22 protein-coding genes are annotated in these 24,806 nt (G+C 57.9%); 13 read left to right on the top strand and 9 right to left on the bottom strand.

Features of this window, described 5'->3' with window-relative positions:
• Positions 1–87: 87 nt before the first annotated feature.
• Together QRN55_RS07900 and QRN55_RS07895 are read right to left on the bottom strand one after the other, a co-directional pair.
• On the bottom strand, positions 88–1,047 hold the full coding sequence (locus tag QRN55_RS07900; protein ID WP_284776224.1) for a helix-turn-helix domain-containing protein: 960 nt from the start codon (positions 1,045–1,047) through the stop codon (positions 88–90).
• Between the two features lie 72 nt (positions 1,048–1,119).
• Positions 1,120–3,192: a putative bifunctional diguanylate cyclase/phosphodiesterase gene (locus QRN55_RS07895; RefSeq protein ID WP_284776222.1), complete on the bottom strand. Its 2,073-nt coding sequence runs from the start codon at positions 3,190–3,192 to the stop codon at positions 1,120–1,122.
• A gap of 322 nt (positions 3,193–3,514) precedes the next feature.
• On the opposite strand from QRN55_RS07895, the gene QRN55_RS07890 reads away from it, so the two are divergent.
• The 9 genes from QRN55_RS07890 (at position 3,515) to QRN55_RS07850 (ending at position 12,057) form a co-directional block, all read left to right on the top strand.
• Positions 3,515–4,135, top strand: coding sequence for a 50S ribosomal protein L25/general stress protein Ctc (locus tag QRN55_RS07890; RefSeq protein ID WP_111837842.1), 621 nt, complete (start codon positions 3,515–3,517; stop codon positions 4,133–4,135).
• A gap of 316 nt (positions 4,136–4,451) precedes the next feature.
• A complete protein-coding gene (locus QRN55_RS07885; RefSeq protein ID WP_284776219.1) occupies positions 4,452–6,836 on the top strand; it encodes an EAL domain-containing protein in 2,385 nt (794 codons plus the stop codon).
• Positions 6,837–6,861: 25 nt separating this feature from the next.
• On the top strand, positions 6,862–7,578 hold the full coding sequence (locus QRN55_RS07880; RefSeq protein WP_284776217.1) for a substrate-binding periplasmic protein: 717 nt from the start codon (positions 6,862–6,864) through the stop codon (positions 7,576–7,578).
• Between the two features lie 87 nt (positions 7,579–7,665).
• Positions 7,666–8,376 carry an aminoacyl-tRNA hydrolase gene (gene pth, locus QRN55_RS07875; RefSeq protein WP_284776216.1) on the top strand — a complete coding sequence of 237 codons (711 nt, stop codon included), beginning with the start codon at positions 7,666–7,668 and terminating at the stop codon, positions 8,374–8,376.
• A 94-nt stretch (positions 8,377–8,470) separates the two neighbouring features.
• The gene (locus tag QRN55_RS07870) at positions 8,471–8,995 is read left to right on the top strand and encodes a YcxB family protein (RefSeq protein WP_284776214.1); all 525 of its coding nucleotides are present in this window, start codon (positions 8,471–8,473) and stop codon (positions 8,993–8,995) included.
• A 139-nt stretch (positions 8,996–9,134) separates the two neighbouring features.
• Entirely contained in the window at positions 9,135–9,761 is a 627-nt protein-coding gene (locus tag QRN55_RS07865; RefSeq protein WP_284776212.1) for an exopolysaccharide biosynthesis protein, read from the top strand.
• Positions 9,762–9,874: 113 nt separating this feature from the next.
• Positions 9,875–10,978 (top strand): redox-regulated ATPase YchF, encoded by a 1,104-nt coding sequence (gene ychF, locus QRN55_RS07860; RefSeq protein ID WP_112499584.1) that lies wholly within the window; start codon positions 9,875–9,877, stop codon positions 10,976–10,978.
• Positions 10,979–11,134: 156 nt separating this feature from the next.
• On the top strand, positions 11,135–11,593 hold the full coding sequence (locus QRN55_RS07855) for a MaoC family dehydratase (RefSeq protein ID WP_284776209.1): 459 nt from the start codon (positions 11,135–11,137) through the stop codon (positions 11,591–11,593).
• The gene (locus QRN55_RS07850; RefSeq protein WP_284776207.1) at positions 11,590–12,057 is read left to right on the top strand and encodes a MaoC family dehydratase; all 468 of its coding nucleotides are present in this window, start codon (positions 11,590–11,592) and stop codon (positions 12,055–12,057) included. The genes QRN55_RS07855 and QRN55_RS07850 overlap by 4 nt, the downstream gene beginning before the upstream one ends.
• A 36-nt stretch (positions 12,058–12,093) precedes the next feature.
• Here the strand turns inward: QRN55_RS07850 and QRN55_RS07845 are convergent, their stop codons facing one another.
• From QRN55_RS07845 to petA, 4 genes are all read right to left on the bottom strand, one after another.
• Positions 12,094–12,636: an adenine phosphoribosyltransferase gene (locus QRN55_RS07845; protein WP_284776205.1), complete on the bottom strand. Its 543-nt coding sequence runs from the start codon at positions 12,634–12,636 to the stop codon at positions 12,094–12,096.
• A gap of 178 nt (positions 12,637–12,814) precedes the next feature.
• Positions 12,815–13,702, bottom strand: coding sequence for a cytochrome c1 (locus tag QRN55_RS07840; RefSeq protein WP_111837832.1), 888 nt, complete (start codon positions 13,700–13,702; stop codon positions 12,815–12,817).
• Between the two features lie 22 nt (positions 13,703–13,724).
• Complete coding sequence (locus QRN55_RS07835) at positions 13,725–15,008, bottom strand: cytochrome b (RefSeq protein WP_111837831.1); 1,284 nt, start codon at positions 15,006–15,008, stop codon at positions 13,725–13,727.
• Between the two features lie 13 nt (positions 15,009–15,021).
• Positions 15,022–15,600, bottom strand: coding sequence for a ubiquinol-cytochrome c reductase iron-sulfur subunit (petA, locus tag QRN55_RS07830; RefSeq protein WP_284776200.1), 579 nt, complete (start codon positions 15,598–15,600; stop codon positions 15,022–15,024).
• A gap of 307 nt (positions 15,601–15,907) precedes the next feature.
• On the opposite strand from petA, the gene QRN55_RS07825 reads away from it, so the two are divergent.
• Positions 15,908–16,843, top strand: coding sequence for an endonuclease/exonuclease/phosphatase family protein (locus tag QRN55_RS07825; RefSeq protein ID WP_284776198.1), 936 nt, complete (start codon positions 15,908–15,910; stop codon positions 16,841–16,843).
• Positions 16,844–16,846: 3 nt separating this feature from the next.
• On the opposite strand, the gene QRN55_RS07820 is transcribed toward QRN55_RS07825, so the two are convergent.
• Positions 16,847–18,715, bottom strand: a complete 1,869-nt coding sequence (locus tag QRN55_RS07820; protein WP_284776196.1) for an ABC transporter ATP-binding protein — start codon at positions 18,713–18,715, stop codon at positions 16,847–16,849.
• A gap of 207 nt (positions 18,716–18,922) precedes the next feature.
• Complete coding sequence (locus tag QRN55_RS07815) at positions 18,923–20,779, bottom strand: ABC transporter ATP-binding protein (protein WP_284776193.1); 1,857 nt, start codon at positions 20,777–20,779, stop codon at positions 18,923–18,925.
• Between the two features lie 406 nt (positions 20,780–21,185).
• Here QRN55_RS07815 and QRN55_RS07810 point away from each other — a divergent pair, with 406 nt between their 5' ends.
• Complete coding sequence (locus QRN55_RS07810) at positions 21,186–21,647, top strand: tRNA (cytidine(34)-2'-O)-methyltransferase (RefSeq protein WP_284776621.1); 462 nt, start codon at positions 21,186–21,188, stop codon at positions 21,645–21,647.
• 189 nt (positions 21,648–21,836) lie between these two features.
• The gene (locus tag QRN55_RS07805) at positions 21,837–23,489 is read left to right on the top strand and encodes a Na/Pi cotransporter family protein (protein ID WP_065697797.1); all 1,653 of its coding nucleotides are present in this window, start codon (positions 21,837–21,839) and stop codon (positions 23,487–23,489) included.
• A 2-nt stretch (positions 23,490–23,491) separates the two neighbouring features.
• Here QRN55_RS07805 and QRN55_RS07800 read toward each other — a convergent pair whose 3' ends face one another.
• The gene (locus tag QRN55_RS07800) at positions 23,492–23,767 is read right to left on the bottom strand and encodes a hypothetical protein (RefSeq protein WP_284776190.1); all 276 of its coding nucleotides are present in this window, start codon (positions 23,765–23,767) and stop codon (positions 23,492–23,494) included.
• A gap of 124 nt (positions 23,768–23,891) precedes the next feature.
• On the opposite strand from QRN55_RS07800, the gene hemF reads away from it, so the two are divergent.
• Positions 23,892–24,803: an oxygen-dependent coproporphyrinogen oxidase gene (hemF, locus tag QRN55_RS07795; protein WP_111837827.1), complete on the top strand. Its 912-nt coding sequence runs from the start codon at positions 23,892–23,894 to the stop codon at positions 24,801–24,803.
• Positions 24,804–24,806 lie beyond the last annotated feature (3 nt).

Below are 24,806 nucleotides of genomic sequence, written 5' to 3'. Positions count from 1 at the left end.
CAGACTGGAGCGATTGATAGGGCCGAACCGATATTCCGCACCGCACAGTGTTTCACATCTGCGACAGCGCAATCTATGAATGTACGGCTAGTGGACTGCTAGCTTCTTCATTTTGCGGTGAAGTGTTGCGCGGCTGATGCCCAGCAGCGCCGCTGCCTGCGTGATGTTGCCATTGGCGCGCAGCAGGACGCGGCGCAGCGCTGCCCGCTCTGCATCGGCCAGATCGGCATGTTTGTCGTGCCGGTCTTCGCGAAGAGCGTCGGATGCTGGAATGCCAGCAGCGAGATGCGAATCGTCAAGCCGCAGCGCAAGCCGCGCCGCCCGCGTTGCTCCAAGAATGATGTCGTCCTGATCGACCGCCAATAGAGAGAGCGCCGTCGCATTGCCGGATGGCAGCATGAGAATGCGTGCGCCCGGAAAAGCGCGCCGAAACAGATTGCCCTCGATGCGCTGGGCAGCATCGCGCACCGCTTGCGTCAGCACGGAAAAAGTCATTTCGTTGACGTCGTCTCGGCACGTCGAAATGTCGAGCGCGCCGGTCACCTGCCCGCGATGATCCCGGATGGGTGCCGTCGTGCAGCACAAGCTGATATTGGACGAGAAGAAATGCTGATCGCGATAAATGGTCACGGAGCGCTCATCGGCCAGCGCCGTGCCAATGCCGTTGGTTCCCACGCTCGCTTCGCTCCAGACGGCACCGGACCAGAGACCGAGTTGGCGAAAATCGCGATCATCGGTCGCTGCACCCCGCCGCTCCAGCGCCACGCCGTCCGCATCCGTCAGCAACAGACAGCAACCCGCCTTGCCGACAGCGGTAAAGATGCGGTCGAGTTCGTCGGCACTTTCGGCAATCAGACCAGCGGAAATCTCGCGCGCTCTGCGAAACTCGGCGTCGGCGAGAAAGATCGGCTCGCTGCTTTTTTCAGGTGCCAGGTGATGCATCGTCATGCATCGGCGCCAGGACGCGATGATGGGTGAACTCGCCGCCGCCGATGGCTGGCTGGCGCTTTGGTACACATGATCCGCATGTGCCGTACCGATGGACATATGCTCCTCCCGATTTTTGCCGGGATGGTGCGCCTGATACCATCAGCTTTCAATAGAAAAAAGTGTGAAGGGTCAGCTTGCCAGCGGAAGCGTCTCGATCAAGGCAGTCTCATCGGCAGGCAACACCCTGTTGACGATGGCGTCGATGGTGGTCGCAGGGCCCGGGCGACCGTAATAATAGCCCTGAACATGCTGGCAGCCTTCCTGACGCAGGAACTCCAGATGCGCCTGTGTTTCCACGCCTTCGGCCAGCACGGGAATGTTGAGACTGTTGGCGAGGATGAGCGTGGAGCGCACGATGGCCTGCGACTGCACATTGCTGCCGAGACCCTCCACGAATCCACGGTCGATCTTGATCTTGTCGAAGGGAAAGCTCTGCAAGGTCGACAGCGAGGAATAACCCGTGCCGTAATCATCCATCGCGATGCGCACGCCGAGCGCTTTTAGGCGGCGGATGGTCAGCAGCGCGTGGCGGTGATCGGCGATGATGCCGCTTTCGGTGATTTCCAGCTCCAGCCGTTTGGGCTCGAGCCCGCTTTCCAGCAGGATGCGCTGGACCTTGCGCACGAAATCCGAATCCGAAAGCTGCAGCGGCGCGACGTTGACGGCAACGCTGAGCGGGTTCTTCCACCGCACTGCATGCAGGCACGCCTCGCGCAGAACCCACTCCCCCATCTCGATGATGAAGCCGGTCTGTTCGGCGATGGGAATGAACTCCGCGGGCGAAATCATGCCGCGTTCCGGGTGGTTCCAGCGCAGCAAGACCTCAAAGCCAACGATAACACCGGTGGCCGTGTCGTTCTGTTGTTGAAAATACAGCTCGAACGCACCCTTTCCGAGACCGGAACGCATGCTGACGGCAAGCGCGTTGCGGGCGCGTGCGGCCTCGTCCATGGATTTGTCGTAAAAGCAGATCGTGCCGGACACATCTGTTTTGGCGCGGTACATGGCGACATCCGCCTGCGCGATCAAAGCATCCGGGTCTTTGGTGCCGGCACCGCCGACAGCGATGCCGATGCTGGCACCCACCGACAGGATCGTCTCGTTCCATTCGATAGGCCTGACGACCGCGCCCAGCAAGCGATGCGCAAATTCCAGCCCATCGGTCCGGGCATAAAAACGCGGCAAGACGGCTGCGAATTCATCGCCACCGACACGCGCAATGAATTCACCCGGCCTCAAAACGGAGCTCATGCGGTCTGCCAATGCGCGCAGCACCGCATCCCCTGCCCCATGGCCGTGAACGTCGTTGATTTCCTTGAAACGGTTCAGGTCGAAAGCCAGCAGTGCAATGCGGGCTGTCGGGTCATTGCTGCGCGTGGACAGGGCCTGCAAATGCTCCTGAAACGCGGCGCGGTTGGGAATGCCCGTCAGTGCATCGTGCAGGGAAAGATGCCGGTAACGTGCGACCGCCTGCTGGCTGTTTTCCGAATCGATGACATAGGTGGAGAAACCGAAGGCGAGAAGAACGAAGGTGATGATGATCGCGCTACCACCCATCACGCTCGGCGAAACCAGAGATGGCTCGATCGCCAACGCGGGATCGTATGATACGGAGAAGGCCGCCATGGCGGTGAAATGGGTGGAGGCAATGGCAAGCACGAGAAACGTCATGCCGCTATATTTGCAAAACCAGTTCACGGGTCGCACGACACGGTTGGTGGCCAGTATGCCGAAGATACCACCCAGCACCATGGACGCCACCACATAGACAGGCTCCCACACCAGCGAGCCCTGCACGGTGTAGGCGGCCATGCCGGTATAATGCATGCAGGCAATGCCCAGCCCGATGATCAACCCGCCGCCTTCGGCCAGCGCCGTGTTGCCGCCATAGGTCGCAATCGCAAAACCTGCCGTTGTTGCCAGCACCGAAATAATGAAAGAGAGCCCGGTGAAGCCGGGTAGAAAGCCGACATTGCCGGGGGCCTGATAGCCGAGCATCGCCACGAAATGCGTCGTCCAGATCGTGGTGCCGCCAATCATGCCCGCGAGGAAAAGCCAGTTCACCCGCTGGATCGACGCGTATTGGCGCGCCCGCGCAAACAGCCGCATCGTCAAAAAGCTGCCCAGTATACAGATGACCACTGCGGCAAGCGTGTAACGCGGGTCGTGGTCTATCGTCAGGCAGGTCAGGATTTGATACATAGAGATCACGCATCTGTTGAATTGTTTCAGACTATAATGGTGATCCCGTTTGCGCCGGGTTTACCGACATAGATAAGCAGATATTAAATTACTCTCCTGAAAGGTGCGCCCGTCGCAGCGCGTTAAATCACGGCGCGAGGCTGGAGAGACCTGTGCGATGCGTCTGCGGCCCTTGCCTTTGCGGCATCTTTGGACTATAGGGCCCGCATCCGTGTAGACACCCTTGGAGGCAACGCGGGCGAGACGGCGTTTTCGAAGGCCTTCTCCAGTTCAATCCGCTGTGTCGGATTGGGCTCTCCAGACAACCTAAAAGGATTATGCCATGAGCAAAGAATCTTATGAGCTCAAGGCCGAAGCGCGCGAACGAGTTGGTAAGGGGTCCTCTCGTGAACTACGTCGCAACGGTTTGATTCCTGCTGTCATCTATGGTGACAAGCAAGCCCCAATTTCTATCGCGATTTCGACCAACGAAGTCACGAAGCGCGTCCAGGCTGGCGGCTTCATGACGACTGTGGCAACGCTCAACGTTGACGGCAAGAAGTACAAGGTTCTGCCGAAGGACTACCAGCGCGACCCAGTCCGCGACTTCATGGTGCACGTAGACTTCCTGCGCGTATCCGGCAACTCGCAGGTCACTGTCGAAATTCCGGTTCACTTCATCAACGAAGACAAGTCGGAAATCAAGAAGGGTGGCGTTCTCAACATCGTTCGTCACACTGTCGAAGCCCACGTACCGGCAAACGACATTCCTGATGCGATCACCGTCGATCTCGACGGCCTGAAGATCGGCGACAGCGTTCACATCTCGCAGGTCAAGCTGCCGAAGAACGTTGCACCTGTCATCACCGACCGCGACTTCACCATCGCAACCATCGTGCCGCCAACTGTCGCGATCGTTGACGAGACCGAAGAAGCTCCGGCAGCAGAAGACGCTTCCGAGTAAGTTTGCTGGCGCCAAGGCGCCGCATTTTTCTCTTTATTCAAAGCCTCGCATCGCAAGATGCGGGGCTTTTTTCATGCTCTGTGACGGGCCCGTTTGCCGGTCGTTCGTTTTGTAATTCCTATTTTTAGCAAGAGTTAATCATCCCCGGCAACGATACGTCAAAACTTTAGGTTTAGGTCTGATGTATTCGCACGTTCGGACCATTCGTCGGCTCCGCTCAGCATTTTATATTTAGGGAAGAGGCTTCATTATCGCGCAGGCGGGGAATTCTGTGCGGCAAAGGGTTTACAGGGCAAAGGGACGACAGTTGCTACAGATGACTCATTCCGTCGAAAGTCGCTTCATCGCGATCGTATCAGGCACCGTTCTGGCGCTGATCGTTCCGCTCTTCACGATCCTGTTGATGCTGTCCCACCATGAGTCCGTCGCCAATCAGAAAGACCGTCTGGAAATCCTGCTCGTCGCCAACTCGCAGGCGCTCGGGCGCCCGCTATGGGACCTCGATGACGACAGCATCAACCAGATCACCGGAACTCTGGTGACAGACCCAGCCGTCTACATGGTGAAAGTGCGCGACACACTCGGCCATCTCGACATCACCCAGACCGCAGGCAGCACCTTTTCCACCGATACATCCTCAATCACGCGCGACATCACCTACAAGAACCTCGATGGTGAGACGAAGGTCGGCAGCATCACCGTCTTCTTCCAGAATGTCGGCCTTTTGACCTCGCTCAGCAATCTCGAGCTCGCCTTCATTTCCATCTTCATCCTGGCGATCCTGACCATTTTCGCGACCGCCATCATTGGCAACCGACTGATGGTGATGAAGCCCCTGTTGCGCCTGACAGCGGCCATCGAGGCCACCCGGCGGCTGGGCGCTCGCCACCATGTGGACTGGCGTTCTAAGGACGAAATGGGGCGGCTGGCGCAGAGCTTCAATGAAATGCAAATCCAGCTGGATCGGGAAGAGCAGGAAATCAAGAAAGCGCATCTGCGCACAACGGAAATCTACAATCGCACTCCCGCCATGCTGTTTTCGCTGGACCCGGCAGACCGGATTTCCGCCGTGAGCGATTACTGGGTGGAAGCAACCGGATATCAGCGCGCAGACGTTCTGGGCCGCAACTTCGCAGACCTCATCGTACCCGAGGATCGCGCCCGTTTCGTGCTGCGCAAACACCACGAACCCACGGCTGATACCACGGCAGGAAGTTCCGAGCTGACCCTCCACTTCCAATGCGGCGATGGCCGCTTCATGGATGTGCTGATTGCGGAAAAGACCCTTGATCTCGGCGATGGCTATTATCGTTCCGAGGGTTTGAGCGTCATGACCGACGTGACGGAACTGCGCCGTTCCGAGCAGCGCAACCGCCTGCAAGCCATCTCGGACCACCTGACCGGCCTGTTCAACCGGCAGGGCTTCGAGGCCATTCTGGACGAAAAAATCATCGAGGCAGACGAAAACCACACCGAGCTTGCGTGTCTGTTCGTTGATCTCGACCGCTTCAAGATCATTAACGACAATCTGGGCCATGCCGCAGGCGACGCTGTTCTCAAGACCTTCGTGGAACGGCTCAAGCTGCTGCTGACGCCGCTCGACAGCGCATCGCGGCTGGGCGGAGACGAGTTCGCCATTTTGCTGGCGGGTCCGAATACCGACATCCGCGCCGCTCGTATCTGCGATCAGATTTGCGCCATCTTCGACACGCCATTCGATGCTGCCGGACACAGCGTCCGGCTGAGCGCCAGTATCGGTCTGGCGCTCTATCCCACCCACGCAAAGACGGCGGCGGAGCTCCTGCAGAACTCCGACATGGCCATGTACAGCAGAAAGCGCGCGGGCAAGAACGGCGCGCAGATGTTCGACCCTGCCATCATGAACGAGGCGCGCGAGCGCGCGGAGATCGAGCAGGACATAGAGCAGGCACTGGAAGGCAACTGGCTAGAAGCGCATTTCCAGCCGATCCGCAATCTGACCAACGGCGAAACGGTGGGCTTCGAGGCACTGATGCGGCTCAACCATCCGCGCAAGGGCATCCTGCCGCCCGCCGCCATCATCGGCGTAGCAGAAGAAAATGGCACGATCCGCCGCATCGGTAACGCCATTCTGGATCATTCCATCCGCAATCTTGCAGCCCTTTCAAAGCTTCCGGGTCTGGAAAAAGCATATGTCGCGGTCAATTTCTCCGCGCTGCAATTCGAACCCGGCCTGCCCACCCGCATTGCCGGCCTTCTATACCGCCACGGCATCGTGCCTGGCCGGTTGGTGGTAGAAATTACCGAAGCCGTGCTGATGCATGACGATCCGCAAATTCGTGCCGTGCTGAGTGCCATTCGCGAGTTGGGATGCCGCATCGCGCTCGACGATTTCGGCACCGGCTATTCCTCGCTGAGCTACCTCAATCGCTTCCCGATCGATATCGTCAAGATCGACCAGTCCTTCACGCGCTCCATTCGCGACGACGTGGCCGAGATCAGCCACAGAAGCCGGATGCTGGTCGAGGGCATCAGCGCCATCTCGCACAAAATGAACTGCATCGTCATCGCCGAGGGGATCGAGACACGGGAGCAGGAGGCAATGTTGAAGGAAATCGGCGTTGATTGCGGACAAGGCTATCTGTTTGCAAAACCGCAGCCGATCAGTACCTATATGGCAGCCTTCGACAAGCAGGACGTGAGGATGAAAGTCGGGACCTAACATCATCGGGGAGGATGAGGGGGCGATGTGGCGAATTCTTTTGGCGTTGATGACACTAGCCATGCCCATTTCGGCATCGGCAGAAACGCTCTACATTTCAACGGAAGAATATCCGCCGTACAACGTACGGGACGGAGACGGGCACCCAACTGGCGTCTACATGGACCAGTTGAAGATCATCTTCGAGCGCACCGGCATCCAGTATGAGGCCAGTGTGCTGCCTTGGGCGCGCGCACTGGCGCTGGCCAAAACCGAGCCCATGCACTGCGTTGTAGCCGCGGCCCGCACACCGGAGCGTGAAAACCAGTTCAAATGGGTCTCCCCCATCCACACCGACCGCAATGTCCTCGTGGCAGTGAGCGGCAGGAATTTGAACATCAAGACGCTGGATGACGCCAAGGCCTACACCGTCGGCACGCAACGCACCGACTATACTGAGTCCCTCCTCAAATCGCTGGGGTTTCCCAGAGTCGATCTCAGCGCCGATTTCGACACGACGCTGCTGAAACTGGTCGCGGGCCGCATCGACCTGATGCCGATGTCTGAAAGTGCGCTCAGAAAACTATCGCCCACTGCATTTTCGGAAACCGTGCTTTTGACCCAGCAGAGCCTCGGCATGGCCTGCAACCAGCTTGTGCCGAAAGAGTTGATCGACAAAATGCAGGCCGCGCTCGACGCCATCATTGCAGACGGCACCCAGCGTCGTATCTACGAAAAACATGGCCTCGTGATCCGCCCGTAGGGGATAAATATAGACAAACCCGTTGACACCCGCCCGATTTTTCGGTGGTGAAGGGGCAAGTATAAAATCAACCGAGCGGACACGTCCATGATCATCATTGCAGGCCTTGGCAATCCCGGCACGCAATATGCAGGCAATCGACACAATATCGGCTTCATGGCCGTCGATGCCCTGCAACGCCTGCCATCCTTTTCGCCATGGTCGAAGAAGTTCAAGTCCGAGATATCAGAAGGCGAGATCGCGGGCGAAAAAGTCCTGTTGATGAAACCTCTGACATTCATGAACCTGTCGGGCGAATCCATCGGTGAGGCCGCGCGCTTCTACAAGGTGGAGACGGGTGACATCATTGCCATTCATGATGAGCTTGATCTGGTGGCCGGTCGCGCCCGCATCAAGATCGGCGGCGGTCACGGCGGCCACAATGGCCTGAAATCCATCGACGCCCATTGCGGCAAGGACTACCGCCGCCTTCGACTCGGGATCGGCCACCCCGGCGACAAGGAACGGGTGCATGGCCACGTACTGGGTGACTTCGCCAAGAGCGACAAGGTCTGGCTGGAGCCGCTTCTAGACGCCATCGCCGACAATGCCGAAATGCTGGTCAAGGGCGAGGATTCGCAGCTGATGAACAAGCTGGCGCTTGCCGTCGGCGTCAAATCCGAAGAAAAGAAAGAAACAGCAAAGCCTGCTGCCAAATCGCACATTCATCAGGCCCGCAATTCCGCTCAGCCTAAGAAGCTGCCGGAGACCGGACCGATGGCGGAGATGCTGAAACGGATGTTCGGCAAGAAGGACTAATTCGACATATGTTCCAAACGGTCGCCTTGAACTTGCCGAATATACAACCCAAGACTGCTTCGATTATCCCGTTTTATTGATGTGAGGAATGTCGATGTCCGGTTTAAAAACAATCTTCTACCGGCTGACGGCAGAGGAATTTGCCAAGGGAACGGATCACTTCAGGCGCCAAGGAAAGAAAAATTACCTGATATCTTTTCTGTTCTTTCTCGCAGTGATTGCTTTTGTAAACTGGCAATCCCATCCTTCAACGGTTTTTGACCTTGTCATCACGAACCTGACAATCATTCCTTCCATTATTATTGCGTTGTATATTCTCAATCGTCTCGGCAAAAAGAAGACGATAAAAAACGTCCAAAACTCTCCCTTTGGAAATCTTGATCTCACGACCGAATGGGACGACGACGCCTTGAGCATTCGCCATTCAAACGGATTTCAGAGATATGAATGGGTAAACTTTCGGGGCTGGAGCGAGGATCAAACCATGATCACCCTCTTCTTCGGACCCAATCTCTACATTCCCCTGCCCAAACGCACATTCGATGATGGACAAGAATCCGACCTGAAGGCGCGGCTCCAAAGCTCAGGATTACAAGAAATCAGGCTGATGCCATTTTGACGTCATCGTAGGCGATGTCTGATGGCAGATACGCTGCCTGACATACTTGAAACTTCCCGTCCCGACACCATCTGCCTGACATGATCAAAACCGAAACACGTTCAGCCAGAGATGCAAAGCCAGTGCGGACTCCACAAAGATGAGTTCCGGCACGCAACACGAAACCATGGCGGAAGCGTTGAGCCGCCTGCCCGACGAAATGCCTGAAAAGGTTACGCTGGCAGGCCTGCTGGACAAGCTTGGAGACAAGGCCATGGCCTTCGTCCTGCTGGTCTTTGCCATTCCCGCCATCGTCCCGACGCCTGGCATTCCCGCAGGCATGATCTTTGGAACGGCGCTGGCCATCCTGTCGCTTCAGATCATGTTCGGCTCACGAAAGCTGGTGCTGCCGGGTTTTCTCGGCCGCCTTTCCGTTTCTCGCTCGATCATCGAACTTACGGCCAAGAAGGCTGCGCCACGACTGGCGAAGCTGGAAAAACTATTGCGACCGCGCGGTCATGTTCTGGCTGAACATCTTGGCCCGGTCAGCATCGGCATCGTCATTTTTCTGATGGCGGTGCTCATCGCCTTGCCTATTCCTTTCGGCAACATGCTTCCGGGCCTCGCCGTTCTGGCGATTGCGCTGGGATTGGCGCAGAAGGATGACATGGCCGTGTTGACGGGACTGGCTCTCGCCATTCTCTCCGTCATCACCAGCGGCGCCATCCTCTACGGCGGATGGGCGCTGATTTCCGGCTGGTTGGGCTTTGACCAAACTGCCGTCTAAGCGACGTCTTTTGCGGGAATCCTCGGCGTTTGCGGCAACAAGGCTTGACCTTGCCGTGCCCATTCCGCAAAAGGCTGGCAACGGAATTTTTGAGATAGAGACAGGTTCAAGCCATGGGCTTTAAATGCGGTATCGTCGGTCTGCCCAATGTCGGCAAGTCCACACTTTTCAACGCGCTGACGAAAACGGCAGCGGCACAGGCGGCGAACTACCCGTTCTGCACCATTGAGCCCAACACCGGTGAAGTGGCCGTGCCGGATGCGCGCATGAAGATTCTGGCCGATATCGCCGGTTCAAAGGAAATCATTCCGACGCGCATTTCCTTTGTGGACATCGCCGGTCTGGTGCGTGGCGCGTCCAAGGGCGAAGGTCTGGGTAACAAGTTTCTCGCAAACATCCGCGAAGTGGACGCTGTCGTCCACGTTCTGCGCTGCTTCGAAGACGATGACATTACCCACGTCGAAGGCCGTATCAACCCGGTCGGCGATGCCGATACCATCGAAACCGAGCTGATGCTGGCCGACCTCGAAAGCCTTGAGCGCCGGGTGGAACAGACCCGCAAGCGCGCCTCTTCCAAGGACAAGGAATCGTTGACCCAGCTTCCGGTCATGGAAGCGGTCATCAAGCTGCTTCATGACGGTAAGCCTGCCCGCCTGCTGCTGAAGACGCTCGCTGCCGATGAAATCGAGGTTCTGAAGGGCCTCAACCTTCTGACCTCGCACCCCGTGCTCTACGTTTGCAACGTGGCAGAGGCCGATGCAGTCGATGGCAACGAGCACACCAAGGCCGTGGCCGAGATGGCAAAGGCGCAGGGCGCCGAATGCGTCATCATTTCCGCCGCCATCGAATCCGAGGTTGCGCAGCTTCCCGAAGACGAATCGAAGGAATTCCTATCCGCTCTCGGTCTGGAAGAAGCCGGTCTCGACCGCCTGATCCGCGCGGGCTATCACCTGCTCGACCTCATCACCTACTTCACCGTGGGCCCGAAGGAATGCCGCGCCTGGACAATCGAGCGTGGCACCAAGGCACCGGGCGCTGCTGGCGTCATCCACACCGACTTCGAACGCGGCTTCATCCGCGCCTTCACCATCGCCTATGACGACTACGTTGCCTTCAAGGGCGAAGTGGGCGCCAAGGAAGCTGGCAAGGGCCGTGACGAAGGCAAGGAATATGTCGTCAACGATGGCGACGTGATCCACTTCCGCTTCAACACCTGATCCTGCATCACAGACCAAACCGGCCCGCGCCCGTCGCGGGCCGTTTGCATTTCAGATCACGACAGTTTCCAAGATCAGCATAGATTTGACCTTTACGTAAAAGACGAAGTTAAGCTAGGCTGATGAAACGCACGCCAGCGAAGGAGGAGTTCGCCAGTGAAATATACGTTTGAGGATTTCACGCCGGGACGGAGCTTTCCGCTGGGCCCGAAGGTCGTCACCGCTGATGAAATCATTGAATTTGCGCTGGAATTCGACCCTCAACCGATGCATCTCTCGGAAGAAGCGGGCAAAGCCAGCATTCTGGGCGGCCTGGCGGCGTCTGGCTGGCACACCTGCGGGATGTTGATGCGCATGACAGTCGATAGCTACATCAACAACTCCACCTCGCAGGCCGGACTTGGCATCGATTTCGTCGAGTGGAAAAAACCGGTTCTTGCGGGCGATACACTGAACGGCACATCGACTGTGATGGACCAGCGCCGCTCCACCTCGCGGCCCGACATGGGCGTCATAAAGCTGCGGCACGAGTTGCAGAACCAGCGCGGGGAGACGGTGTGCGTCGTTGAACTCAACGCCATGCTCTCCACAGCCTCGGAGAAAGCGACATCATGAAGTTCATCGACCTCTATCCGACAGATGTCAAACTCGAGCTTGGCACCGTCCACTTCTCGGCTGAATCCATCATCCGCTACGCTGAAAAATTCGACCCACAGCCATTTCATCTCGATGCGGACGCGGCCAAGAACTCGGTATTCGAAGGGCTCTGCGCCTCCGGCTGGCAAACCAGCGCCTCATGGATGAAGTGCTTCCTGACCTACTGGTCTAAGGAAGTCAGACGGCTGACAGCCGAAGGCATAGAGCCACCAAAGCTCGGCCCCTCGCCCGGCTTTCGCCATCTCAAATGGCTGCGCCCGGTCTATGCGGGCGACGACATCACCTATTACGCAACCATGATTGCGTCCCGCCCCCTCGCCTCTCGTCCCGGCACCCACCTCAACACCACGCTGAACGAAGGCGTAAACCAGCACGGCGAAACCGTCGTGCGCTTTGAGAGCAATGTGCTGGAGTTCGATTGAGGCTCCCGGATCGTTTCGGGCAGCCTCTCTTGTAGGTCAGTGCCCGGAAAATTCCACCAGCGTGCGGACTTCGACACCGAGGTCCTCAAGCTTCTGTCGGCCACCAAGGTCCGGCAGGTCGATGACGAAGCAGGCCGAGACGATCTCGGCACCCATCTGGCGCAACAGCTTGACGGCACCTTCCGCCGTTCCACCCGTTGCAATCAGGTCGTCCACAAGGATGACCTTTTCGCCAGCCTGGACAGCATCGACATGCATTTCCATCTCATCGACACCGTATTCGAGGCTATAGGCAACGCGCACGGTGGTATGCGGCAGCTTGCCCTTCTTGCGGATCGGCACGAACCCGGCTGAAAGCTGGTGGGCAACAGCACCGCCCAGAATAAAGCCACGCGCCTCCATCCCCGCAATCTTGTCGATCTTCGTTCCGGCATAGGGCTGAACCAGTTCATCCACAGCGCGGCGAAAGGCACGCGGATTGCCGAGCAGCGTCGTGATATCGCGAAAAATGATGCCCGGCTTCGGATAGTCGGGAATGGAACGAATGGCGGCAGAAAGCTCCGAAGCGATAACGGTCATGATATTTCCGATGTATGTGAATGGGATGGGTCGTCAGAGGACCTTATCAACTCGGTCGCGGCTGACAAACAGGAAATACGTCTTCGACCCGATTGGATCATCAGGCAGTCGCGCCAAGGCACAAAAAAGCCCTCGCAGAAAACTGCGAGGGCTGATCGTAAATCATTGTCTCGAGCCGTCAGTGTTCCTTGCGGGAATAAACCGACTTCTTCGTGAGATAAACCAGCGCCGTGAAGATCATCAGGAAGATGATGACCATGAAGCCGGTGCGCTTGCGCTGTTCCAGATGCGGCTCTGCGGCCCACATGAGGAAGGCGGAAACGTCCTGCGAATACTGGTCCAGCGTCTGCGGGGTGCCATCGTCGTAGGTCACCTGATCGTTGCTGATCGGTGGCGCCATTTTGAGGGCGATCGCACTGCCGAAATACGGGTTGTAGTGCGTGCCTTCAGCGACTTCGATCCCGGCTGGCGCATCCTGATAGCCGGTCAGCAGGGCGTGGATGTAATCGGGTCCACCTTCCTGATAACCGCCGACAACAGGGATCATGTCGATGAGGAACTGCGGGAAGCCACGCTCGACGCCGCGTGCCTTCGCCAGCAACGACATGTCAGGTGGTGCCGCGCCGCCGTTGGAGGCCGCAGCCGCTTCCTTGTTCGGATAAGGCGAAGGGAAGTGATCCGATGGGACCGCCTTGCGGGTGAACATCTCACCGTCCGCATTGGGGCCGTCCTGCACTTCGTACTCGGCAGCGAAGGCTTTGACCTGATCTTCCGAATAGCCGAGATCTTCCAGCGTGCGGAAAGACACCAGGCTCATGGCATGGCAGGCGGAACAGACTTCCTTGTAGACTTTCAGGCCGCGCTGAAGCTGGCCCTTGTCATACTTGCCGAACGGTCCGGCGAAAGACCATTTTTCTTCCTGCGGCTTCAGGATCGGGAAATGCCCGCCTGCAATCGCATGTTCGGTCTGTGCCTTGAGATCATGGCCTTCTTCTGCGGCGGAAACCGCAGAACCAAACCCGCCAAGTGCGGCAATAAGCGCGATGCTCGTTACAAGCTTTTTCATTGTAATCGTCCTTCTCTCGCGCTCAGATCTTGACGGCAGCCGCAGGGGCGGCAGCAGTCTTGCCGTTCTTTTCCAGAACGGCCTCAGTGATGGAGTTCGGGATACGCCTCGGCGTCTCAAACAGGCCAAGAAGCGGCATGATGATGAGGAAGAAGCCGAAGTAGTAGAGCGTGCCGATCTGCGACATGACGACATAGGTGCCTTCCGCAGGGCGTGAGCCGAGCCAGCCGAGCATGATGGAGTTCACCACAAAGACCCAGAAGAACATCTTGTACCAAGGGCGATAAACGGCGGAGCGAACCTTCGATGTATCCAGCCATGGCAGGAAGAACAGGACGATGATCGCACCGAACATCACAAGAACGCCGCCGAGCTTGGAATCGATTGGGCCGACATTGAAGGTGATGGCACGCAGCATCGCGTAGAATGGCAGGAAGTACCATTCCGGCACGATGTGCGCAGGTGTCTTCAACGCGTCGGCCATGATGTAGTTATCAGGGTGGCCGAGGAAGTTCGGCATGTAGAAGACGAAATAGGCGTAGACGAGCAGGAAGATGGAGATGCCGAGTGCGTCTTTCAACGTTGCGTAAGGCGTGAACGGAACCGTGTCCGTCTTCGTCTTGACTTCAACGCCTGTCGGGTTGGTCTGGCCGGTCACATGCAGAGCCCAGATGTGCAGGATAACGACACCCACGATCATGAAGGGCAGCAGGTAGTGCAGCGCAAAGAAGCGGTTCAGCGTCGGCTGATCAACGGCAAAGCCACCAAGCAGGAACTGCTGGATCCACTCACCCACGCCCGGAAAGGCCGTGAAGAAGCCGGTGATGACGGTTGCACCCCAGAACGACATCTGACCCCAGGGCAGCACGTAACCCATGAAGCCGGTTGCCATCATAAGAAGGAAGATGATGCAGCCGAGAATCCAGAGGATTTCGCGCGGAGCCTTGTACGAGCCATAATAGAGGCCACGGGCAATGTGCAGGTAAACGGCAATGAAGAAGAACGACGCACCATTGGCATGCATGTAGCGCAGCAGCCAACCGTGGTTGACGTCACGCATGATCTTCTCGACCGAAATGAACGCAACCGACGTTTCGGCGGCGTAATGCATGGCCAGAACGACGCCGGTCAGGATCTGAACGATCAACATGACGGCAAGCATGGCGCCGAAGGTGTAGGCGTAGTTCAGGTTGCGCGGAACCGGATAAGCTATGAAACTGTCATAGACCATACGTGGCAGCGGCAGGCGAGAATCGACCCATCTTTCGATACCGGTCGAGGGCTGGTAACTGGAATGACCACTCATTTCAAATGTCCCCTTATCCGATCTTGATCACGGTATCGGATGTGAATGCGAAGGTCGGAATATGCAGGTTTTCCGGCGCCGGACCTTTGCGAATGCGGCCCGCCGTATCGTAGTGCGAGCCATGGCAGGGACAGAACCACCCGCCGAAATCGCCGGCCTGACCCAGCGGAACACAGCCTAGATGCGTGCAGGAACCAACCATGACGATCCAGTTTTCCTTGCCGGCACCTGCGGAACGGTCAACGTCCGTCGCCTGCGCTGCGGCATCGAGGTTGGCGTTGCGGGCGACCGGGTCTTTCAGATCGGCCAGCGCAACGGCGTTGGCTTCCTCGATTTCCTTAGGCGTACGGTTACGAATGAAGATCGGCTTGCCGCGCCATTTGACGGTCAGGGACATGCCCGGCTCGACACTGGCCACATTGACCTCGATGGACGCAAGCGCCAGCGTCGATGCATCTGGACGCATCTGATCGATAAAGGGCCAGGCAACGGCAGCAGCGCCGACAGCGCCTGCCATACCGGTGACTAGATACAGAAAATCGCGACGGGTTGGTTCACCCGCAGCGTCTTGGTCATTTACGTGCTCGCTCACCGCTACACCATCCTCTGCGCTGATTTTGTTGAAAGTCGCATGAGTCCTCCAGCTCTGTTTTGATCCAAGACAAACTCCGTCCCTAGAGTCCCGGTCAGTGCGCGACGATTAAATCGCACCTCTTCTGCTTGATCGCAAAATATGGCGGACCTTGGCAAGAGGAAAGCACACAAAGCTGCCGTAATTCTGCCTTGAGAGCCATTTTTCTCTGCCTTTTCCTGCCCTCATGTCCATCCTGCAACATTGTATGGCGCATTGGCGCGTGATAATCAGAATCACAGGGAGCCTGTGAAACGAGGTTTTAGGATTGAAAGCTAGGCTCACCTGCGTCACGGCGCTTGCGCTCGTACTTGCGCTATCTGTCATAAGTGCCCGATTTTTCGTTGATTTATGGCTGCTGGCCTTCGTCACCAGTTTTCAGCTGCACATTGCCGTTCTGGTCGCAATCGCCGCTCTTCTGTGCCTTGCCGTGCTTCGCTCTCGCGTGTTCTTAATCATCATTACATGGGCACTCACGCTCAGTGCGCACGCCCTATATATGGAGCGCGAGTTCGTAACTGACGGTTACGCACCGAAAGATGCCCGCGCCTTCCGGCTGCTGTCCTTCAACGTGCTGATGGAAAACAGCGCCAACGCCGAATCAATCGCTGACACCATTATCGCCTCGAATGCCGATGTTGCCTACGTGATGGAGGCTGCCGCACTGACCACCGCGCTGCCGCGCATCCAAGAGACCTATCCCTATCGGATCGGCTGTGGCGAGGGTACGCAACGCTGCGATCTGCTGATCCTGTCGAAACGGCCGCTGGAGGATGCGCGCATCGGAACGCTGAGCTATGTCAGCCGCGAAAGGTTTGGCATGGCCGTTGTCGATATCGACGGCGTGAAGCTGACGCTGGCCGCGGCCCACCTCGCAAAGCCGTATTTCGATGAGTACCACCGCAACGAACTGAACCGTATCAGCTCCACCATCGCAGCCGTCTCCGGTCCGCTGATTCTTGGTGGCGACTTCAACTCCGCCAGTATTGCACCGGATATGCAAGATTTTCTGCTGGATACGGACCTGAAAAAGGCACAGTGGGAACCGGCGACATGGCCCATCGATGCCGGTGCGTTCGGCATCGCCATCGACCACATCTATGCGCGCAGGCCTGCAACCCTGATGAGGCTGGAACGCCTGCCGCAGAACCTCGGCTCCAACCATTTCGGGCTGATAGCCGATTTCAGAATCGCGGCGCCCTAGCCGCTATTGCGCCGCCTCGTCTGGCGAGAGAAACCCGCCGGATTGACGCGCCCAAAGCTCGGAATAAAGCCCGCCGCTTTCAACCAGCTGCGTATGCGTGCCCTGCTCCACGATACGCCCGGCATCCATGATGATCAACCGGTCAAGGGCTGCAATGGTTGAGAGGCGGTGGGCAATGGCCAGCACGGTCTTGCCACGCATCAACTCATCCAGATTGCTCTGAATGGCGGCCTCGACCTCGGAATCCAGTGCGGAAGTCGCCTCGTCCAGCACCAGAATAGGCGCGTCCTTCAGCATCACGCGAGCGATGGCGATGCGCTGACGCTGGCCACCGGAGAGCTTCACGCCCCGCTCGCCCACATGCGCATCCAGCCCCTTGCGGCCTCGCTGGTCTTCCAGACGTTCGATGAAATCATCCGCCTTGGCGCGTCGGATCGCGGCCAGCAACTGCTCCTCATCGGCATCCATGCGCCCGAACATGATGTTATCGCGAATGGAGCGATGCAGCAGCGACGTATCCTGCGTGACCATGCCGATATGCGCGCGCAACGTTTCCTGGCTGACCTTGGCGATATCCTGCCCGTCGATCAGAATGCGGCCCTTCTCGACGTCGTAGAAACGCAGCAGCAGATTGACGAGTGTGGACTTGCCCGCCCCTGAACGGCCCACGATACCGACCTTTTCGCCAGGCTCGATATCGAGGTTCAGGTTGTCGATAACGCCCTTGCTTCGTCCGTAATGAAAACTGACATTGTCATAGCGAATACCGGGTTTGGATACGACCAATCCCGGTGCACCCGGCACGTCCACCAAATCGATCGGCTGAGAAATCAACTCGGCGGCATTTTGTACGGTGCCGAAATTGCGCATGATCCCGTTGAACTGCGTCATCAACCGGCCCAGCAGGAAGTTGAGACGCAGCACAAGCGCCAGCGTAAAAGCGACTGCACCGGAACTGATGCGACCCGACAGCCACAGATCGATACAGAGCGCTGCCATCGACGTGATCATGATGCCGGACAGCAGCGCCATGGAGGCTCTTACGCCGGTGATGAAGCGCGTGAACATCATGGTCTTCGACTGGAAGATATCGAAACCATCACGCATATAGCGGTCGTTGGCATCGTCACGGCCAAACAGCCGCAGCGTCTGGATGTTGCCATAGGCATCCACCATGCGGCCAGACAGCATGGATGCGGCTTCCGCCGTTTCCCGCGAATGCCTGCGAATGCGCGGCACGAAATAGCGCGCCAGCATCGAGAAAATACCGACCCAGACCACCACCACCACGGCCAGACGCCAGTCCAGACCGCCAATCAGAAACAGCATCGAAACAGAGTAGATACCAACGAACCAGACGCTTTCCATCAGCGATGTGACCAGATCGCCCGCCGCCTGTCCGCCAGACCAGACCTTGGTGACAATGCGACCGGAAAAATCGTTTTGGAAGAAGCTCAGCGATTGCCGTGCCACATGCATGTAGGACTGCCAGCGCACGAGATTATAAAAACCGGGCGTAATGATCTGTTGATCCACCAGCGCCGTGACCATGGTGACGACGAAGCGCACAACCGCAATCAGAACCAGCATGCCGATCAGTTCATAGCCGTGATCGGCAATCAGTCCGGCCCATCCCGCACTCGGCTTGACGGAGGACAAAATATCCACCAGCCGCCCAACAAACCAGAACAACGCCGCCTCGATAGCCGCAGTTAGCCCACCCAGAACCAGCATGGCAAAGAACGGCGTTTTGGCTTGCCTGAGATAGAACCAAATAAAAGCAAAGGTGTCTTCGGGCGGACGCAGATCGTCCTTGCGGGCGAAGGGCTTGATCCAGTTTTCGAAATAGCCAAAAATTCGGGTGATGATCATCGATTTTGTATAGGTGGAATTCAGCCACGGGCAAAGCCGCGAGGAGATTATATTTTGGTAATCATCCCTCGACCTCCGTCACCCCGGCATTGAGCCGGGGTCCAGCAGCGCTGCGTCTGCGGTGCAAAAGAGTCTTTTTTCGATCAAGGACTTGATCGAACTAGACCCCGGCTCAAGGCCGGGGTGACGAAGTGCGTGAAGCCGAAACTACTCCCCCGCCACCTTCATATCCGGTTCTTCCTCCGCAATGAATCCACCGGACTGCCGCAGCCAAAGATCGGCGTAGATACCGCCGTGTTCCACCAGCTCCCCATGCGTACCGGCTTCGACGATCTTACCCTTATCGAGAATGATAAGGCGGTCCATCTCGGTCAGCGTTGACAGACGGTGGGCGATGGCAATGACGGTTTTGCCTTCCATCAGCGCAAACAGGTTCTCCTGAATGGCCGCCTCCACCTCCGAATCCAGCGCCGAGGTTGCCTCGTCGAGAATGAGGATCGGCGCGTTTTTCAGGAAGACGCGGGCGATGGCGATGCGCTGGCGCTGGCCGCCGGAAAGCTTGACGCCGCGTTCGCCCACCTGCGCATCCAGACCGTGACGGCCATGCATATCGACAAGCGTTTCGATGAAGTCCCAGGCATTGGCGCGCTTTGCCGCCGCGATGATCTCCTCGTCGGATGCACCCGGATGGCCATAGGCGATGTTTTCGCGAATGGTCCGGTGCAGCAGCGACGTATCCTGCGTGACGACGCCGATCAGCGAACGCAGGCTATCCTGCGAAACCGTGGAAATATCCTGCCCGTCGATGAGGATTTTGCCCGATTCCAGATCGTAGAAGCGCAACAACAGGTTCATCAGCGTCGTCTTGCCTGCACCGGAGCGACCGACGAGACCGACCTTTTCACCGGGCTTGATATAGAGCGAAAGGCCTTCGATCACGCCCTTGTTCTTGCCGTAGTGGAAGCGGATGTCCTCGAATCGGATTTCGCCCTTGTGAGCCGAAAGTCCGGGCGCGTTGGCGGCATCGACGATATCGTGCGGCTTCGACATCATGCTCATGCCATCGTAGACCGTGCCGATATTTTCAAACAGCGACGTGACTTCCCACATGATCCATTGCGACATGCCATTGACGCGCATGGACAGGCCGATTGCAACCGCAACGGAACCGACCGAGACCGAGCCCATCATCCAGAAATAAAGGCCGAGCGTAGCAGTCGAAAACATCACCAGCGCATTGTTCATATCGATGCTGATGTTGAAGGCGGAGATGCGGCGCATCTGCCGGTGGACGGTGTCCAGAAACACGCTCATTCCTTCACGCGCATAGATTTCCTCACGACCCGCATGGGAAAACAGCTTGATGGTGGCGATGTTGGTGTAGCTGTCCACGATGCGGCCCGTCATGAGAGAGCGCGCATCGGCCTGCTCGCTGGCGAGGCGACCGAGTTTCGGCACGAAATAGGTCAGGATCGCGATATAGGTGCACAGCCAGAAGAGGAGTGGCACAGCCAAGCGCCAGTCTGCAGCCGCCACCATGAACAGCATCGAGCCAACGAAGCTGATGGCATAGACGAAGACGTCGATGACCTTTAGCGCCACTTCGCGAATGGACAGCGCCGTCTGCATGACCTTGGTCGAAACACGGCCTGCGAACTCGTTGGCGAAAAACGTCATGGAATGGCGCAGCAGGAAGCGGTGCATGTGCCACCGGGCAATCATGCCAAAGTTTCCAGCCAGCGTCTGGTGCATCGTCATGGTGTGGATGGTGCCCATCAACGGCAGCGCCACCAGGACGAGGCCACCCATCACAGCAAGATGCCAGCCCTCGTCCTGAAGGAAGGTTTCGCGGTTGGCCGTTGCCAGCCAGTCCACGATGTTTCCTAGGAACTGGTAGAGCATCACTTCTGCAACCGCGATGCCCATGGACATCAGGCCCAACAGAAGCAGCCAGGGCGCGGCGGGTTTGACGTAATGCCACATGAACGGCAGCAACCGGTTGGGTGGCACGACGGGCGTGGCTGCGGGAAAGGGATCGAGACGTTTTTCAAACCAGCCGAACATGGCCTAGCTCCGGGCATAAAACCTTGGATAACGGCGCCGGGAGACCGAAGCTCCGACCGCTGCCCAAGGAAAGAACATGGAATATGGCCGCAACAGCCACATGACGAAACAGAAAAGGAAAGCGCGGTCAGACCGCAAAAACACCTAGGCCTGTGAAGGCAACACAAGGGCCGGGAGGCGATATCGAACAGGTATATTCATCTGAACCTCCGTGGCTGGTGTTGAAGATGCGCCCTTGTAGCTCAAAAAATATGCATTGACCAGCACCAAACAGCCCTCGATTTCCAAGCACGCAGCTTACGACACCCATATGTCGGTAAGACAACGAAGCGCCTGCCCGGCTGTGCTTGTTTCAACGCCGCCCGCCGTGGTAAGCCGCCGCCAGTTCGACGCGAAAGACAAGACCATGCCCGATATCAGGATCGCCCTTTATCAACCGGACATTCCCGGCAATACCGGCACCATATTACGGTTGGCGGCGTGTCTGGGCCTGAGCGTCGATATCATCGAACCGGCGGGCTTCGATATCTCCGACCGTAACCTGAAACGTGCAGGCATGGACTATATTTCCAGCGCATCGCTCACCCGCCACGTCAACTGGGAGCGCTTCGAGGAATGGCGCGCCACGACGGGCAGACGCCTGCTGCTGGCCTCCACCAAAGCCGCCCTGCCCTATGTCGATATTGCCTATCGCCCCGATGATATCCTGCTGTTCGGACGCGAAAGTGCTGGCGTGCCGGACCATGTGCACGACAAGGCCGACGAACGACTGATCATTCCCATGGTCGAAGGCCAGCGCTCCATCAATGTCGCCATGTCGGCGGCGATGATATCAGGAGAAGCCTTGCGCCAGACGGCGTGGGCGTAAGCGCCATTTCACTTCAAAATGTCGTAATCAGCCCTGTACGATGGCGTATTTCGGGCCTATGTTTATTAGCCAACTAAAGATTCCGCCTTCCGAAACGTTTTGCGCATCCCGTCGTCCGAACGCGCCATCGGTTTCGGGCAAGGCCATGCGTTCACAATAAGAATACTGACGGAAGGAGGGCGACCAAGCATGCAATCCACCATCATTATCGTCAATCTATTGGGCGCTGTCGCCCTGCTGTTGTTCGGCCTCGCGCAGGTGAAGGATGGCGTGACCCGCGCTTTCGGCGTCAAGCTCAGAACCGTGCTGGCGACGGGCACCAAAAGCGCGCTGCGTTCGCTACTGTCGGGCTTCCTCGCCACCATCGCCTTGCAAAGCTCGACAGCCACCGCGTTGACGGTGGCGTCCTTCGCCGAACGTGACCTCATCCGCCCGCGCATGGCGCAAGTCGTGCTGCTGGGTGCCAATATCGGAACCGCCGTCACTGCCTGGATTTTTGCGACCGGCGTGGCGTGGCTGTCTCCCATGCTGATCCTCACAGGACTTATTGTGCGAAAGGGAGCCTCCAGCGCACGTCAGGGCGGCGGCACGGCATTGGTCGGCGTTGGCTTGATGCTGCTGTCGCTTCATTTGCTCAGCGCGGCAACCGAGCCGATGCGCGATTCCCCCGCACTCGGTGCCTTCATCGGCATGCTGGATGATGCGTGGCCCGTCGCGCTGCTGCTGTCGGCTGCCCTAGCCTTTGTTTCATCCTCCAGCCTCGCCGTCGTGGTCCTCATTCTGTCGCTGGCATCCGCCGATATTCTATCCACCGGCCTCATCATCGTTCTCATTCTGGGCGCAAACCTCGGCGGTGCGATCCCGCCCGTTGTTGCCACCCTGTCTGCACCAGCATCGGCCCGCCGGATCACCATAGGCAATCTCGTGGTGCGGGCCGCAGGCTGCGCCATTGCCCTGCCGCTGGCCGGTTATGGCGCAGAGTTGCTCCAGAAACTTCCGCTGGCGCAGGCCATGCTGCCGGTGGATGCGCACCTGATCTTCAATCTGGCGCTCGCCACCATCGCATGGCCCTTCTCCGGTCTGATCTCGGACATGATGGCAAAGATGGTGCCGGATGACCCGCAGACAGATGAAGGTCCGCATTTTCTCGATGCCGATGCGCTCGACACTCCCGTCGTGGCGCTCGCCAATGCTACGCGCGAAGTTCTCGTGGTCGGTGACACCATCGAGCGGATGCTGATCCGCGCCGAAAATGCCTTCAAGCACAATGATCTCGCCCCGCTTGCCGAAATCATAGCGCTCGAAAAGAAGGTCGATACGCGCCAGCAGGATGTGAAGATTTACCTCTCCCAACTGGGTCGCAAAGGACTGGACGAGCACGATGCCCGCCGCTCCATCACCATTATCGATTACGCCATCAACCTCGAGCATATCGGTGATATCGTTGAAAAAGGGCTGGCCGAACAAATCCGCAAGAAGATCGTCAACGGCTTCAAATTTTCCGATGAGGGATATGACGAACTGAAAACGCTGTTCGATATGACCATCGAAAACCTGCGCGCTGCACAGAGCATTTTCGTGACAGGTGATTTCGACCTCGCCCGCCGTCTGATGGAAATCAAGATCGATATCAGGCGGCTGGAAAAGCAATCGTCAGGCCGGCATCTGGAACGGCTGCGGGATGGCCTAATGCAGAGCTTGCAAACCAGCTCGCTGCATCTGGATATGTTGCGCGACCTCAAGCGCATCAACGCCCACATCGTCTCCGTTGCCCACCCTATTCTCGATCAGGGTGGCGTGCTGGGAGAAAGCCGCCTGCGCGCCGCAGACAACCGGTCGTAACATCAGTCGGCAGATGGCAGGCGGCGCATGGTGAACTCTATGCGGTCGCCTTCAAGGGTGCGCCAGCTTTCCACTTCGGTCCAATAGGCCGCCTTGGGAAACTCGTCGAACCATTCCTTGGCCTTGGCACGCGCCTCGCCCCGCGTTAGGCAAAAGGTCTGGCGCACGAACATGCCCTGCTTGTGGTTTTTGCGTCCGCCAGCGGCCTCGTCCTGCCGGTGGGCGTCGAGCCTGCGTTTGAGGCCAGCCAAGGGTGGCGGTCCGGTAAATTTCGTCATGACACTCACCTCTCTTTTCAAAAGATAGTGTGAGACCCGGCGCTTGGCGAGTCGAATTTGTGTCTATGCCGCGTGGCTGATAAACCGGGCTGGACTCAACGATTCGACTTGAAGGACATCGGATATGGAACGGCCAGTTTTGCCGAAAGGCTTGCCCGACGACATCGAGGACAAGAAGGCGCTGGCCAAGGCATGGTTCGAAAGCCTTCGCGATACCATCGTCGCCTCCTTCGAAACCATCGAGGATGAACTGGAGGGCCCGCTGGCCGATCAGGAGCCGGGCCGTTTCGTCCAGAAAGAATGGCAGCGCGACGGCGGCGAAGGCGGTGGCGGCAAGATGTCGATGATGGAAGGCCGCGTCTTCGAAAAGGTCGGCGTCCACACCTCCACCGTCCATGGCGAGTTTTCGCCGGAATTCCGTGGCCAGATTCCTGGCGCCGAAGAAGACCCGCGTTTCTGGGCATCCGGCATTTCGCTGATCGCGCACCCAATCAATCCCAATGTTCCGGCCGTGCATATGAACACACGCATGGTGGTCACATCCAGCCACTGGTTCGGTGGCGGAGCAGACCTGACGCCGGTTCTCGACCGCCGCCGCACGCAGGACGACATCGACAGCCAGGTGTTTCACCGCGTGTTCGAAATCACCTGCAACCGCCACGCTGTCGCGGATTACCCACGTTACAAGCAGTGGTGCGACGAGTATTTCCATCTCAAGCATCGCAACGAGCCCCGCGGCATCGGCGGCATCTTTTTCGATTGGCTGCACCCGGATCAGGAAAAGGGCGACTGGAATGCCAATTTCGGTTTCGTGCAGGATGTCGGGCGCGCCTTCAACCTGGCCTACCCCAAGATCGTCCGCAGCAATTTCAACAAGCCCTGGACGGAAGAAGACCGCGACGAGCAGCTCGTGCGCCGTGGTCGCTACGTCGAATTCAATCTTCTCTATGACCGGGGCACGATTTTTGGCCTGAAGACGGGTGGCAATGTGGATTCGATCCTCTCATCTCTCCCGCCGGTGGTTCGGTGGCCGTGAAAG

It is taken from the genome of Agrobacterium sp. lyk4-40-TYG-31, assembly GCF_030209855.1.
Taxonomy (GTDB): Bacteria; Pseudomonadota; Alphaproteobacteria; order Rhizobiales; family Rhizobiaceae; genus Agrobacterium; species Agrobacterium vaccinii.
Note: the sequence above shows the minus strand (reverse complement) of the source record. Positions and strands in the feature narration are given on the sequence as shown.

Coding starts and splice junctions, on each gene's coding strand:
- hemF (WP_111837827.1), top strand. CDS start 23,892: ATGGAACGGCCAGTTTTGCCGAAAGGCTTGCCCGACGACATCGAGGAC.
- QRN55_RS07885 (WP_284776219.1), top strand. CDS start 4,452: ATGACTCATTCCGTCGAAAGTCGCTTCATCGCGATCGTATCAGGCACC.
- QRN55_RS07900 (WP_284776224.1), bottom strand. CDS start 1,047: ATGTCCATCGGTACGGCACATGCGGATCATGTGTACCAAAGCGCCAGC.
- pth (WP_284776216.1), top strand. CDS start 7,666: ATGATCATCATTGCAGGCCTTGGCAATCCCGGCACGCAATATGCAGGC.
- QRN55_RS07890 (WP_111837842.1), top strand. CDS start 3,515: ATGAGCAAAGAATCTTATGAGCTCAAGGCCGAAGCGCGCGAACGAGTT.
- QRN55_RS07870 (WP_284776214.1), top strand. CDS start 8,471: ATGTCCGGTTTAAAAACAATCTTCTACCGGCTGACGGCAGAGGAATTT.
- QRN55_RS07800 (WP_284776190.1), bottom strand. CDS start 23,767: ATGACGAAATTTACCGGACCGCCACCCTTGGCTGGCCTCAAACGCAGG.
- QRN55_RS07820 (WP_284776196.1), bottom strand. CDS start 18,715: ATGATCATCACCCGAATTTTTGGCTATTTCGAAAACTGGATCAAGCCC.
- QRN55_RS07805 (WP_065697797.1), top strand. CDS start 21,837: ATGCAATCCACCATCATTATCGTCAATCTATTGGGCGCTGTCGCCCTG.
- QRN55_RS07880 (WP_284776217.1), top strand. CDS start 6,862: ATGTGGCGAATTCTTTTGGCGTTGATGACACTAGCCATGCCCATTTCG.
- QRN55_RS07895 (WP_284776222.1), bottom strand. CDS start 3,192: ATGTATCAAATCCTGACCTGCCTGACGATAGACCACGACCCGCGTTAC.
- QRN55_RS07815 (WP_284776193.1), bottom strand. CDS start 20,779: ATGTTCGGCTGGTTTGAAAAACGTCTCGATCCCTTTCCCGCAGCCACG.
- QRN55_RS07865 (WP_284776212.1), top strand. CDS start 9,135: ATGAGTTCCGGCACGCAACACGAAACCATGGCGGAAGCGTTGAGCCGC.
- QRN55_RS07810 (WP_284776621.1), top strand. CDS start 21,186: ATGCCCGATATCAGGATCGCCCTTTATCAACCGGACATTCCCGGCAAT.
- QRN55_RS07845 (WP_284776205.1), bottom strand. CDS start 12,636: ATGACCGTTATCGCTTCGGAGCTTTCTGCCGCCATTCGTTCCATTCCC.
- ychF (WP_112499584.1), top strand. CDS start 9,875: ATGGGCTTTAAATGCGGTATCGTCGGTCTGCCCAATGTCGGCAAGTCC.
- QRN55_RS07840 (WP_111837832.1), bottom strand. CDS start 13,702: ATGAAAAAGCTTGTAACGAGCATCGCGCTTATTGCCGCACTTGGCGGG.
- QRN55_RS07835 (WP_111837831.1), bottom strand. CDS start 15,008: ATGAGTGGTCATTCCAGTTACCAGCCCTCGACCGGTATCGAAAGATGG.
- QRN55_RS07850 (WP_284776207.1), top strand. CDS start 11,590: ATGAAGTTCATCGACCTCTATCCGACAGATGTCAAACTCGAGCTTGGC.